Annotated in this window: 6 protein-coding genes and 2 pseudogenes; 5 read left to right on the top strand and 3 right to left on the bottom strand. The window is 56.1% G+C overall.

Translation table 11 applies throughout. The annotated features are described in order from the left end of the window. Positions 1 to 4: 4 nt before the first annotated feature. Positions 5 to 2,137: a GmrSD restriction endonuclease domain-containing protein gene (locus tag BJF95_RS07195; protein WP_075638737.1), complete on the top strand. Its 2,133-nt coding sequence runs from the start codon at positions 5 to 7 to the stop codon at positions 2,135 to 2,137. 21 nt (positions 2,138 to 2,158) lie between these two features. Beyond that, positions 2,159 to 3,019 (top strand): type I restriction endonuclease, encoded by an 861-nt coding sequence (locus tag BJF95_RS07190; RefSeq protein ID WP_245297255.1) that lies wholly within the window; start codon positions 2,159 to 2,161, stop codon positions 3,017 to 3,019. 34 nt (positions 3,020 to 3,053) lie between these two features. Here the strand turns inward: BJF95_RS07190 and BJF95_RS07185 are convergent. Next, positions 3,054 to 3,305: pseudogene (locus BJF95_RS07185) on the bottom strand (integrase core domain-containing protein); the annotation flags it as partial. 349 nt (positions 3,306 to 3,654) lie between these two features. Here BJF95_RS07185 and BJF95_RS07175 point away from each other — a divergent pair. Then, positions 3,655 to 4,281 carry a hypothetical protein gene (locus tag BJF95_RS07175; protein ID WP_139317428.1) on the top strand — a complete coding sequence of 209 codons (627 nt, stop codon included), beginning with the start codon at positions 3,655 to 3,657 and terminating at the stop codon, positions 4,279 to 4,281. A gap of 9 nt (positions 4,282 to 4,290) precedes the next feature. On the opposite strand, the gene BJF95_RS07170 is transcribed toward BJF95_RS07175, so the two are convergent. Together BJF95_RS07170 and BJF95_RS07165 are read right to left on the bottom strand one after the other, a co-directional pair. Then, entirely contained in the window at positions 4,291 to 5,010 is a 720-nt protein-coding gene (locus BJF95_RS07170; protein WP_139317427.1) for a hypothetical protein, read from the bottom strand. Between the two features lie 276 nt (positions 5,011 to 5,286). Next, a pseudogene (locus BJF95_RS07165) lies at positions 5,287 to 5,469 on the bottom strand (transposase); the annotation flags it as partial. A gap of 309 nt (positions 5,470 to 5,778) precedes the next feature. Between BJF95_RS07165 and BJF95_RS07160 the strand changes: the two are divergent. Together BJF95_RS07160 and BJF95_RS07155 are read left to right on the top strand one after the other, a co-directional pair. Then, positions 5,779 to 10,956, top strand: a complete 5,178-nt coding sequence (locus BJF95_RS07160; RefSeq protein ID WP_075638732.1) for a DEAD/DEAH box helicase — start codon at positions 5,779 to 5,781, stop codon at positions 10,954 to 10,956. A 1-nt stretch (position 10,957) separates the two neighbouring features. Then, complete coding sequence (locus tag BJF95_RS07155; protein WP_075638731.1) at positions 10,958 to 13,729, top strand: DEAD/DEAH box helicase; 2,772 nt, start codon at positions 10,958 to 10,960, stop codon at positions 13,727 to 13,729.

Here is a 13,729-nt window from a genome sequence, read left to right as displayed (position 1 = left end):
CATCATGAAAATCAGCAGCATTTTGGAAAAGATCGACGAACGGCAGCTCTTTGTGCCGGCCTTCCAGCGCGAATATGTCTGGAAGAAGAAGGACGCCAAGCTGCTGATCGACTCGATGATCAAGGGCTATCCGACAGGCACCATCCTGACCTGGGACACCAATCAACCACCCGAACTGAAGGGCGGTCACGTGTATGATCCGCTCCAAGGGGCAATCAAGATCCTGCTCGACGGCCAGCAGCGCGTAACGACGCTGTACATGCTGATCCGCGGCGAGCTGCCGCCCTATTACACGCTCGAAGAGATCACCGAGGATACGCGCGGGCTGCATATCAACGTCGAGACAAGAGAGATCGAATACTATCAGAAGCGCATGGAGACCGATCCGCGCTGGCTAAATGTCACGGACATTTTCAGCCGGGCAAAGCGGGCACGCGATATCGTCAGTGAGCTGGAACAGGCCGGGCGCCAAGTCTCACGCCAAGACGAAGACAATATCGATGATACGTTTTCTGCCGTGCAGGGCATTCTTGACCGGGATTTCCCAGAGCAGAACATCCCGATAAAGGCTTCGTTGCGTGAGGCGATCGATATTTTCTACATCGTCAATGCCGGCGGCGTGGCGCTGACGGACGCCGAACTCGCGCTGGCGCAGATCTCCGGCTACTGGCCGCAGGCCCGCGAGGCCTTCAAGAAGAAGCTCGACGCGCTGAAGAAGAACGGCTTCATTTTCAAACTGGATTTCATAGTCTACGCGCTGCTGGCCATTCTGCATCAGGGCGGCTCCGATATGCGCAAACTCCATTCGGTCGACAACAACGATGCGATCCGCGCGGTCTGGAAGGCGCTTGACGGCAAGGTTCTGGACTATGTGTCGAACCTGCTGCGCGGCCATGCGTTCGTTGACCATACCGATGAGATCAACTCGATCTACGCGGTCATCCCGATCGTCGCCTACTGCCACCGAATGAACTGCAATCTCAACCAGAACGACATCCAGAAGGTCGTGAAGTGGTTTTATTATTCTCAGGTTCGCCGGCGTTACGTCAGCCAGCTTCCGCAGAAGCTGGATCACGACCTCAAGATCGTCGCGACCTCCGAAACGCCCTTTGATCGACTACTGGATGTGATCCGCGAGGATCGTGGCGGCAACATTGCGATCACGCCGGACGAGTTCGTGGGCAGTGCGGTGCAGAACCCCTTGTTCGGGTTGTTGCGCTGGCATCTGAAAAGCCGGGGCGCAAAGTGCCTCACGACAGGTGTCTCCATTCACCAGCCAATGGGCGAGAAATACAAGCTGGAATACGACCACATCTTCGCCTTCGCCAACTTGAAGGCAGCCGGATATGGCCAGGAGAACAGGCTTCGCTATCAATTGGCACAGGAACTGACCAACCGCGCCATTCTCACCCAGACCGCCAACAGATCCAAGGGTGCCAAGGAAACAGAAGCCTATCTCTCCGGCGTTGCCCAGAACCAGCCAAACGCGCTCGGCCTGCAGCTCATCCCGGATGATCGGGAACTTTGGCAGATCGACAATTACGAGCTGTTCCTCAAGACCCGCCGCAAGATGCTTTCCGACAGCCTGAATGCCTGGCTTGAGGGATTGGCCGAAACCCATGCAGTCGCCGAAAAAGTTTCGCTCGACGACATGATCGCGGAGGGGGAAAACGAGGAGGTCGAGTTCAAGCAGACTCTGCGCTGGGACATCAAGCTCGGCACCGTGAACAAGGAGTTGGAGGGTGTGATCATGAAAACGATCGCTGCCTTCGCGAATGCCCATGGCGGCACGCTTCTGATCGGGGTCGCCGACAATGGCGAGATCGCGGGTCTGGACAATGACTACAAATCGCTCAACGGCGGCAATCGCGATAAGTTCGAACTCCATCTCAAGACCCTGATCATCAACACGTTCGGCGAGGCCTTTGCGGCAACCAAGCCCAAGCTTGCTTTTCCTGAAGTTGACGAGAAAGAAATTTGCCGGGTTGAAATTCTGCCGGCCAACAAGCCGATCTACATCAAGCTGGCCGACAAGGGCGGCGCTGCCCAGGATCGGTTCTACGTCCGCAATGGCAATTCCTCGCGCGAAATGACGGGCGACCAGGCCATCACCTATATCAAGGAGCGCTTCGTCTGAGATAGGCGGCGGGAGGGGGGCATGGAAGACATTCTCTACCGACAAATTTCGACGTCACCTTCCGGCTTTTCCGAAGGGTTGGTGGAAGAGGTCGTTCTCGGGACCTTGCAGAAGCTCGGCTATGTCTACCAGCCTTCGGCGGTCATCTCCCCGGATGGCGCGGCTCCCGCCCGTCTCGCCTATGGGGATGTGCTGCTTTCAGACCTACTTGCCGCTGCGGTCGAGCGCTTGAACCCGAACGTCCCGGCAGATGCCCGCGAACAGGCGATCCGCCTGCTTTCCATCACGGTAACGCCGTCGCTGGTCGAAGAGAACCGACGCATCCATCGGCTGATCACCGAAGGCGTCGATGTGGAATTCGGCATCGGCGATGGCGAGGTGAAAGGCGACAAGGTCTGGCTGATCGATTTCGAACATCCGGAGAATAACGAATTTCTCGTCACCAACCAGTTCACCGTCGCCGAGGGCAAGCATACGCGGCGGCCTGACGTCATGGTTTTCGTCAACGGCCTGCCGATCGGCATCATCGAGTTGAAGAATGCCGCAAGCAAAAATGCTACTGTCGATCAAGCCTATCAGCAGCTTCAAACCTACAAGCAACAGATCCCATCGCTGTTCCGCACCAACGCCGTCATGGTGGCGTCCGACGGAATGCTGGCGCGGATTGGCTCGCTGACGGCAGATGAAGAACGCTTCATGCCCTGGCGTTCGGTCACCGGGGCGGACGGCGACTTCACGCCCCACGGTCCCTATGAGATGGATACGCTGCTACGCGGTGTGTTCGATAAGGAACGCTTCCTGACCCTGATCCGGGACTTCACAGTCTTTGGCGATCGCGGCGAAGTGAACCGCCCCGGGTTTGCCGGAGGCCGTTTGGTTTAAGTTACGCGGCCAAGGCTGGTTCGTCCAGCATGGCTTAGTAGCGTTCCTCGGCTTCGGCTGGCGGCATGTTTCCTGTGGGCTCCAGAAGCCTTCGGTGGTTGAACCAGTCGACCCATTCCAGGGGGGCGAATTCGACCGCTTCGAAATTCCTCCATGGACCGCGCCGATGGATGACCTCGGCCTTGTAGAGACCGTTGATCGTTTCTGGGAGCGCGTTATCGTAGCTGTCACCAACACTCCCGACCGACGGCTCGATGCCTGCGTCTGCCAGGCGTTCGGAATACCGTAAGCGGTGTTTTGACCCCACGTCCGTTTAGGCTTGACGGAAGGGAATGACGTCGTTTCCCCGCATGAAGGCGAGCGGACCGTCTGTTTTGATAGCATTGATTGCCATATCCCGTGCCTCTGCGTCGGATACTGTGATTAAGCACGGAACTTTGACCCCTTTCGACGCGGAAGAGTGCCCCGCCGGGTGCTGACTAACATGCTGCGCGACTTGATTTTTCTGCCGAAGGGGCTGGGTCAACTTTCGCCGCCTATGGTGGGTTCAAAGACCGCGCCGAAACATATGATTGCGGTTGCAAAGAATATTGCTCGCAGTAATATTCAGAAAAAGGCATGGGAGTGAGCAGGTTTTGAGTGCATTGGTTTTTGCGAGACGATCAGCGGTCGAGCTAGGCGGCTTTTTCAAAAAGCACGCGAAAAGACCCGCATTGGTGATGTTTGCACGATCTTCGGGATATATTGGTGCTCTTGCGGTCGCCGTCATGTTATTCGTTCTCTACACAAACTACGCGCGGCCACGAACTTGGTGTCATGTTCCCAACTTTAGGTGGGGATACTTTTGGTACGATTTGTCGCCGTATATTCTGGCGATGTCATTGATCGTCGGTATCTTCGTCTTTTCGTTCCAGGTCCTTCGTGCAGACGCAAACATTGGCCACCGCTTCACGGTTCTCACTTTAATTTATGCCATGTCGTCCGTCGTCTTCGCGTTGATCTATTTTTCATTCGGAATCACGATTGAAGGGGGCAATGCTGCGGGGCAGGTCTCATCAAAGGCTGCCGACTATCTTTACTTCTCGCTTATGAACTCTCTAACGTTCCAAGAGACAAAGGGCTTTGTTGAATGTGACAGTCTGCGGTTTATCGTATTTTTTCAGAAAGTCTGTGGACCTCTCTTCGGGTTCTTCTACCTGAATCTTGCAACAGAAAGTGTGTCGAAGAGCGAGATCCCAGGAGGTAGAAAGCCGAAGGTTTAACTGGCAGCATTACGATGGAAAATAGCGGCCCACCGCGTTGTCGCGAGGCTCGACTTCCTGGGAGTTGAGGAACCAGACGTCCTCCATTCGAACAGTTCCCAGAGTTTGGCTTTCCATGGATCCGACGAGCGTGTTCACCCCATAGCCAATGTCCTCTTCGACAAAGGTGGTTTCGATCGATGTGACTTGTAGGTCGGAAACCGTCTTGAACTCATTGGGTGAGAACTTTGCATCACCGTCATCGACCCAAAACCCGATTCCGGCAAGCTCAGCGCCGTCTATTGCCCCGCTTCCATCCACATCAAGCTCCGAAAGCCTGACAAATCCGTTCTCGATGGAGCCGTCTACGCTGTCTCCAAACAGCCAGCTTCCATCAATATCCCGAGGGGGCGTCCCGCGACGGATATCCAGAACAAACGCATCAGTATTGGGACGCACCCAGTCGATCTGGTCAGGTTCTCCATCTCCGTTCACATCGAAGGTGACATATTTTCCAACTGAGAACACGGTATAAAGTTTCTGACGCGACTGCGTGTGCCCGGTGATGTCGATCCGACCATTGCCGTTAAAGTCGATGATCAAAGGGCAGTCCCCCGCTCGGGCGATGGTCTGTTTCACCGTTGAAACGTAAATCATGAGCAGCACTGCCGGCATCATCAACGTTAGCTTGAGCACAAGTTTGTCCAAAGGGTTTTTCAGAACCTGTTTGCTTTTGGCTCGACCCGCCATCCCAACTTCCCCGCCCGTTTCCCGACCAAAGAAACTGCACTTTTTCCTTTGCGTCAAGTAGGGTAAGCGGTGCCCCCCTCGCACGTTGACCGGAAGTTCTGTGTCTGCGTAGAGGACCAGTGACCTAAACATTCACGGCAACTCTACGCCACAAGCAGTCATTGCAGATGTATTAACTGATTATGCATTCCTATTTGCCAACATCCGATATGTTCCCTGTCCAAGTGGTCAAAGAAAGCAACCGGCGTTGATTGAAACAATAGGAATGGTGCTGAGGATACCGCTGTCGACCTCGGTCTTCTTGACCCATTCGTGCAGCGTCGCTGGCGAGCAGCCAATTTTGGCAGCGATAGATGAAACGGCAGCCCAGCGCGATGCGTGCTCGGCTTCGTGGTCCAGCACCATACGGATGGCCCGTTGACGGACTTCAGGTGAAAACTTGTTCGTTGCCTTTCTCATAATGGCTCCATTCTCTCAGAAGTTGGTTCCTCCGGCAAACCCGGGGCGGTTCACTTAACTCAGCGTCCGAAAAACCGGCAGCGGCTCAAACGGCCCCATTGCGGAAATAATTTCCGCTAGTGAAACCGTCTGAAAGCGCACGTGGCGTGTCGCAATATGCTCACCAACTCAGCCGTCATTTGTCATCAATTACATACAGAAACATAGCGAGGTGCGTCGGCCCTGCGATCATCGGATGGTTGATTGTATTTTCACAACCTGCTGTCTATCATGAGATAATTCCTGTCGTTCAGATAGTTAGGTATTCCGATGAAAGCGTTCGAATTTGATCACCAATTGATAGGCGCTTATGAGCACTTTTCGCGTTCGTTCAGTGCGATCCGGGCACCTGACCTGAAATCAGAGATCGACGCCCAGTATGATGCGGGGAAGTTCTGGCCTGACGCCCTGTTGTCACTTAACCCGAAGTTCATGGCCGGGCCGACAGCCGATGAACTCGTTGCCACAGGCGACCTCGACGAGGGCACAGGAAATGTCTTCCGCTTTGGCAAGACCCCCCTACGCTTCCATCGACATCAAGCTGAAGCAATTGCGAAGGCGAAGCAGGGCAAGAGCTATGTCGTCACAACCGGTACTGGTTCGGGGAAATCCTTGTGTTTCTTTGTACCGATCGTTGATGCCATCATCAGGGCGCGTCGGAAGAACAAGGTTCGGCGAACCGCTGCAATTATTGTCTATCCGATGAACGCCCTGGCGAACAGCCAGATGAAAGAAATTGACAAATTCATTACCAGCTCTGGCCTGCCCGCCGACCTCAGGCCCGTCGTGAAGCGATATACAGGACAGGAGAGTCGTGAAGAACGCGAGCGAATCGCCGCGGACCCACCGGACATTCTCTTGACGAACTTTATGATGGCTGAATTGCTGCTCACGCGTCAGGATGAACTCGACTCGCAGGTAATCGCGAATGCCGCTGGTCTCGAGTTCATCGTTCTCGATGAACTGCATACTTATCGCGGGCGTCAGGGGGCCGATGTCGCCATCCTCGTTCGGCGCCTGCGTGATAGGTGCTCTCCGGACAAAGAACCGATCTGCATCGGCACCTCGGCAACCATGGCCTCCGAGGGATCGGACGAGAGCCGCGCACTTGCGGTCGCAAAGGTCGCGTCGCGACTTTTTGGTGCCGACATTGGTCCAGACGCGGTCATCGACGAGTCTTTGCAGCGTGCCACTGATGACGCCTTGAAGTCCGAGCACGTCGTTGGCGCCTTGAGCAAAGTCCTAAGGCAGCCTCTGCCGGAAAATTTGGATGACGAAACTCTGAAGCGCCATCCGCTCTCTGTGTGGGCGGAGCTGGAACTCGGATTAGACGATGGTCTTGAACTCCGCAGAAAGAAACCGGTCCCATTTGAAAAGGCCGTTGAACGGCTGTCGCTGGCCAGTGGGGTCGATGCAGAAACTTGCCGCGACTATCTCGAGAAGTTCCTGACCCGAGTAAGTCTGCCTGAAAATGAGCGCGGCGGCGCAAGGGATAGTGCGTTTCTCGCCTTCAAGCTCCACCGGTTCATCTCCGGCGCAGGAGAGATTTTCACGACACTCGCAGCCAGACCCCGGCGGATTCTTTTTGAAGGTCAGCTTGAGGATCCCGAAGCACCAGGCAATCGCCTGTATCCCACCCGGTTTTGCCGAAGCTGCGGCCAAGAGTACCATGTCGTGACGAAGGTCGACGATGATGGGAAGCTGCGCTTCTTGCCCCGAAGCATCGACGACACACCGCTCGACACAGAGGACGACGAAGTCGCGGGCTATCTCTGTCCAGTGAATCCTGATGATAGCGAGTTTCAATTCACCGGCGAGCTTGAGGGATATCCTGAAAGCTGGCGGGAAGAAAAGAATGGCATCGAACGGCTGAGAGGCTATCGCAAGAAGCGTCTGCCGGTATCCTACGTGGTTGGTGCAGATGGCCGTCATGGGGCAGGCGGGAATGACTTCTGGTTCATTCCCGGGAAGTTCGCGTTCTGCGTTTGCTGTCACGACGAGCCCACGCAAGGTATGCGTGAACGCAGCAAACTTGCCGGTCTATCTGGCGAAGGGCGTAGCTCTGCAACAACACTGCTCGTGGCCAGTGCCTTGGAGTGGATGAACAGGCCGGGCAGCGGCGTGACCGAGACGAAGCGCAAACTGTTGGGCTTCACAGACAATCGTCAGGATGCGGCACTGCAGTCGGGACATTTCAACGACTTCCTGTTCGTAAGCCTGTTGCGGGGGGCCATCCTTCGTGCGGTAATCTTTGCCGGTTCCGGAGGTCTCGGAGAAGACGAGTTCGGCATTCAGGTGGTGAAGGCACTAGGCTTCACCGCTGCCAACAAGGAGGCGCGGCAGCATTGGCTGCTGGACGCGACTGCTGGCGCTATAATTCGGGAAGACGCACAGCGTTCGCTTGCAAAGGTGCTAGCTCATCGTGTCTGGACAGACCTGCGTCGTGGTTGGCGCTTCACCAACCCCAGCCTGTCTGTTCTTAACCTGATCGATGTGAGTTTCCTCGGTCTCGAGGAGCTTGCGCAAGATCGCGAACGCTTCATGGCCATCCATCCCGCGCTAGGTGATCTGGATAATGATCAGCGGCAGGCAATTCTCAAAGCGATTTTGTCCGCGATGCTCGAAGGCCTGGCCGTTCAGACGGAGGCCTTGGATCTGACGGTTCTTGATGGTGTGGCACAGAAATCTCGGATGCTGCTTCGAGCGCCTTGGGCAATCGACCAGAAGGAAAATCCGAGAGCACGCTCTTCGCTGGTCCTGCGCGCGGGCAGCAAGAATGTCGTCACGCTGCGTGAAGAGCAAACTCTTCTGCGGGCTGGTCCCAATTCCAGAGTCGCGAGGCTCGTGAACCGGAAATCCGTCCTCGGCACGAAACTGAACAAGGATGAATATTACGAGTTTATGGAGGGGATGCTTACCTTTCTGAGCGATGAGGGACTGCTTCTACCCGTCGAGCTTGATAGTGACATGACAGGCTGGCGCCTGTCGCCATCCGCGGTCCGACTCATTCCGGGGCCGGCTGTTTCTGATGAAAGCCAGCGTGGCAACCGATACTTCCATGACCTTTATACCACGATCGCGAACGACCTGGGCGACGGGCGTAGTCCCTATTGGGGCCTGGAGGGGCGCGAACATACTGCGCAGGTTTCACAAAAACAGCGCGAATGGCGTGAATGGCGGTTCCGGTTCGAACAGGATGATATTGAACATCTGGCGACATCGGAGCACCGCAGTGAAATTCGGGCAACCGGTGAGTCTGACCGTTTCTTGCCAGCGCTATTCTGCTCCCCCACAATGGAACTCGGCGTTGACATCTCGGCTTTGAGCGCAGTGTACTTGCGTAACGTGCCGCCCACGCCGGCAAACTACGCACAAAGGGCTGGACGGGCCGGACGTTCTGGGCAGGCCGCGGTCGTCGTGACCTACTGCGCTTCGGGCTCTCCGCATGACCAGTACTTCTTCGAACGGCGCAATGATATGGTTGCTGGGGTTGTTCGGCCCCCGGCGCTTGACATCACGAATGAAGAGCTGGTTCGGTCACACCTTCATGCGGTGTGGCTGGCAGAAGCAAAACTGGCGATTTCCCCGGATATTCCGGAGATTCTCGACCTTCACGGTAATAAGTTCCCGCTGAAGGAGGAGGTTCTGGCGGTAATTGCAAAGCCCGCACTTGTTTCGCGAGCACTAGGTCCGATGGCGCGTGTTCTGAAACAGATTCTGGCTTCCGATGGTGGTAGCACCCCAATCTGGATGGAAGATCCGCACGAGTTCGTTCTTCACACAGCTATGAACGCACCGAGGGAGCTTGATCGGGCATTTGACCGTTGGCGTGAGCTCTATAGCTCCGCAAGAACGCAGTTGGCCGAGGCGAACAAGCGCTCAGAAATGACCGGCCTATCGGGAGCGGACCGACGCAAGATCAAGGCTGCGCAGATGCAGGCTCAGGATCAAATCGCTATCCTCGAACAAGGCAAAGCCTCGAATGGATCCGATTTCTATTCGTATCGGTATCTGGCGACGGAAGGCTTTTTGCCTGGATACAATTTCCCACGCCTGCCGCTATACGCGTTTGTACCCGGAGACGGGAAGACAGGCTCTTTCTTGTCGAGGGCCCGGTTCCTTGCAATTTCCGAATTTGGACCCAGAAGTCTGATTTACCATGAAGGCCGCGCCTACCGAGTTGTGAAGGCTAAGCTGCCGCCAGAGGTTCGCAAAGGCGATGGATCGGAACTGGCGACAAAAGACATCTACATTTGCTCGAACTGTGGCGCGTCCCACGAAGGTGAAGTGGAGCGCTGCCACGGGTGCAACAATCACATGGCAGGAGAGGTACCTATCAAGAAGACGCTTCGCATTGACAATGTGGAGGCGGCTCCGACTGAGCGGATCACGGCGAACGATGAAGAACGAGTTCGGCAAGGTTTTGATATCCAGACTGTGTTCTCTTGGCCGAGGAAGGGCGGTCAGGTCCAGGTCACTGACGCCGAGTTCGTATGCGAGGAAACCTCCTTGCTGGCCCTTCAATACGCTAATAGCGCCGAAATCAGCCGCTTGAACAAGGGCTTGAAGCGTAGAAGGGACCAGACCGTTTTTGGCTTCCATATTGATCCTAGGTCTGGTTACTGGGCGAAATCCGAGGACGAGGATAGCGACACCGATGTGCCGCCGGACGTGGTGAAACCAGTCCGAATAGTGCCAATCGTCCGTGACAGAAAGAATGCCTTGCTGTTCCGCTTTAAAAAGCCCGAACAATATGAGCCGGAAACGATCGCCACTATCCAACATGCATTGCTGCGTGGGATCGAGGTGGTCTTCCAGCTTGAGGAGGGCGAAATCCTGAGCGAGCCACTGCCCGCAAGAGACAACCGTCGAACAATTCTCACATACGAGGCGACCGAGGGTGGCGCCGGTGTGCTTACGCGCTTGATGGACGACGGAAAAGCAATTAATCAGGTCGCGAGGACTGCACTGAAGCTGATGCATTTCGAGAATGTGGATGCCGCGATTGCCGCAGGTGATGCAGGTCTGCTGCAGGAGAAAGAGAATGGGAGTTGTGTACGTGGCTGCTACCGCTGTCTTCTATCCTACTTCAATCAACCGGACCATGAGCTGATCAATCGTGCGAGCCCGGAAGTGGCGCAGTTTATGATCGATCTCAGCCGGGGGAAGCTTTCCCAAGCAGCAAAGGCAGCAGCCGGCACAAATGTTTCGCCTTGGCTTGAGGGGTTCGGAGCAGCCGGTATTCCTCAAATAGATACGATGCCCGCGCGATTTGGAGGCATTGAGTTAGAGTTCGTGTGGCGTGCGTTCGCGGTTGCTGCGACGACCAAAGAACTCACAGAGGAAGTTGAAGCGGATGCTGTGAGCAAGGGCTGGGTTGTATGCAAACTGCCAGAATCTCCGTCTGATGGGCTGCCGGACGGTTTCATCAAGAATTTTGAAGGTTGATATGAGTTTGAAATTTACTCCCGGAGACCTAATCAAAGCGCGCGGCCGTGAATGGGTAGCGTTGCCGACGCCCGGTGAGGGGCTTCTCGCTCTACGCCCTCTCTCAGGTAACGAAAACGACATCGTCGTTCTCGCACCGGATCTCGAACTGACACCTGTAGAAGCTGCTCGCTTTGACTTGCCAAACGATGCTCGCCCAACAGTCCAGTCGAAGGCGGCGCTCCTTGCGGATGCGCTCCGGCTAACCCTTCGTCGCGGCGCAGGCCCATTCCGGTCGGCCGCACAACTCGCATTCGAGCCGCGCAGCTACCAACTTGTCCCCTTGTTGATGGCTTTGCGTCTTCAGGTGCCGCGCCTCCTGATTGCCGACGACGTCGGCATCGGCAAGACGATCGAAGCCGGCCTGATTCTACGCGAACTGATGGATCGTGGGGAGGTTGACGCCTTTTCGGTGTTATGCCCACCTCATCTCGTTGATCAGTGGATCATCGAACTGAAGGATAGGTTTGGGATCGACGCTGTTGCCGTCACCTCCGGGACGGCTGCCCGTCTTGAGCGAAATCTGCCATTGGCGCAGACACTGTTCGACGCCTACCCCTTCACAGTGGTCAGTCTCGACTACATCAAGGCTGAAAAGCGTCGTGATGGTTTTGCCAGGGCATGCCCGGATTTCGTCATCGTTGATGAAGCGCATGCCTGCGTCGGCACGCATAAAGGGAGACAGCAGCGCTTCGACTTGCTGCAAGGGCTTTCGCGCGATCCCGAGCGGCGAATGATCCTGCTGACCGCAACGCCGCATTCAGGGGATGAAGAAGCGTTCGCACGGTTGCTGTCATTGATCGACAGGGAGTTCGGTACCGTGAACTTCGATGATGCCAAATACCGAGAGCGGCTTTCCAGACATTACGTCCAACGCAGACGCGTCGACCTCGTAGAAGGGGCATGGGACGAAAATCGTGCTTTTCCCAAGCACGAGACCACTGAATACTCGTACCGTTTGAGCGACCAACATCGAGCATTCCATGAGGCAGTACTCGACTATTGTTTCTCGGTAATCACTCGGGCGGGTGATACGCAAAGAGATCGTCGCCTCGCCTTCTGGGGCACACTCGCGTTAATGCGCTGTGTTGGATCTTCGTCCGCTGCGGCCATGAGCGCGCTGCGAAACCGGGCGTCCAACGAAGATGACCGACTGGAACCGCAGATCTTTGACGAGGATGGTGACGACGAAGACGCTGTCGATATCGAGCCAAATACGGTCTTCTCCAATGATCACGCGCTCCAAGGGTTGCTTGACAAGGCCAGCGCGCTACTTTTAGCGGATGATCCAAAGCTGAACGCCCTTATCAAGGCCCTCAAACCTTTGATCAAAGAGGGCGTGAACCCAGTCGTGTTCTGCCGCTACCTCGCGACGGCGGAACATGTGAAGGAAGGGCTTCGCAAAGCCTTTCCCAAGCAGAACGTCCAGGCGGTGACGGGAGAGCTGACACCCGACGAACGCCGCGACCGCATTGCCGAAATGGCAACCGGAAATGCTGACACCGCTGACCAACGGATCCTAGTTGCAACCGATTGCCTATCAGAGGGTGTCAACCTTCAGCAATTGTTCGACACGGTGATCCATTACGATCTTTCCTGGAATCCAACACGCCATCAACAGCGTGAAGGGCGCGTGGATCGCTTCGGCCAGCCTGCCGAGATCGTGCGGTCGATCATGATGTTCTCACCCGATAGCGGGATCGACGGCGCTGTGCTTGACGTGATCCTTCGTAAAGCGGAGGAGATTCGCAAGGCGACTGGTGTGACTGTTCCTCTCCCTGATGAGCGTGGGCCGGTCACCGATGCGCTGATGGCTGCCGTGATGCTTCGCCGCGGCGGCGGAGGCCATCAGCAGCTCACCCTCGACCTGCAACTGACCAACGGCGTCCAAGTGATGGAAACCCGTTGGCGCGATGCAAGCGAAAACGAAAAGCGGTCGCGTGCTCGATTTGCGCAGAATGCCATGAAGCCGAGTGAAGTAGCCCCGGAATGGGAGAAGGTCAAATCTCTGCTCGGGTCGCCCGAAGAAACGCTTGAATTTGTCGAACGAGCCATGTCGCGGTTCGGGGTTCCGCTTGAAAAGAAGAAGTCACTTCAGCTAGCACATGTGCATGCTCTTCAGCCTAGTCTGAAAGAAAAGCTGGAACAAAGTGGCCTTAAAGGATCCCTCAAACTCGCAATGCAGGAGCCGGCGCCGTCAGGGACATCCGTCCTGACCCGAACGCACCCGCTGACCTCCTCCTTGGCGGAAAGCCTTCTCGAGGCCTCGCTTGATAGTGAAGCGCTTCCGGACTTAGGTATCGGTCGCGTGGGCGCCTGGCCGAGTGCCGCCGTCTCCCAGATGACGCGTGTTGTCCTCTTGCGCATTCGCTACAAGCTAACGGTTCATGCAAGGCGCGAACGGCTGCTGCTGGCGGAAGAAGCCGCACTCGTTGCACTCGACAGCAACACCGTCATCACTTTCGGCAGCAAAGCGCGCAAGCTGCTCGCCTCTCCTGCGACTGCGGACCTCGCACCAGTTGCCCGTGATCGTATGATCAACGCGGCACGGGTGGCACTCCCAGATCTGCTGTCTGGTCCAATTGCTGAATTTGTGCGAAAGCGCGCCGCGGAGCTGGTTGAAGACCATGCGCGTTTGCGCGCCGCCGCTGGTTCGGCATCTCGTGTCAGTGTCGAGCCCATCTTTCCCCCTGATGTCATTGGCGTCTTCGTGCTTGTTCCGAGTGAGGTGTAA

Origin of the sequence: Rhizobium oryziradicis, assembly GCF_001939045.1 — a bacterium.
Lineage (GTDB): Bacteria > Pseudomonadota > Alphaproteobacteria > Rhizobiales > Rhizobiaceae > Allorhizobium > Allorhizobium oryziradicis.
Note: the sequence above shows the minus strand (reverse complement) of the source record. Positions and strands in the feature narration are given on the sequence as shown.

What these genes read in the sequence shown, in the direction of transcription:
- BJF95_RS07195 (WP_075638737.1), top strand. Translation starts at nt 5, where the DNA reads ATGAAAATCAGCAGCATTTTGGAAAAGATCGACGAACGGCAGCTCTTT.
- BJF95_RS07190 (WP_245297255.1), top strand. Translation starts at nt 2,159, where the DNA reads ATGGAAGACATTCTCTACCGACAAATTTCGACGTCACCTTCCGGCTTT.
- BJF95_RS07170 (WP_139317427.1), bottom strand. Translation starts at nt 5,010, where the DNA reads ATGGCGGGTCGAGCCAAAAGCAAACAGGTTCTGAAAAACCCTTTGGAC.
- BJF95_RS07160 (WP_075638732.1), top strand. Translation starts at nt 5,779, where the DNA reads ATGAAAGCGTTCGAATTTGATCACCAATTGATAGGCGCTTATGAGCAC.
- BJF95_RS07155 (WP_075638731.1), top strand. Translation starts at nt 10,958, where the DNA reads ATGAGTTTGAAATTTACTCCCGGAGACCTAATCAAAGCGCGCGGCCGT.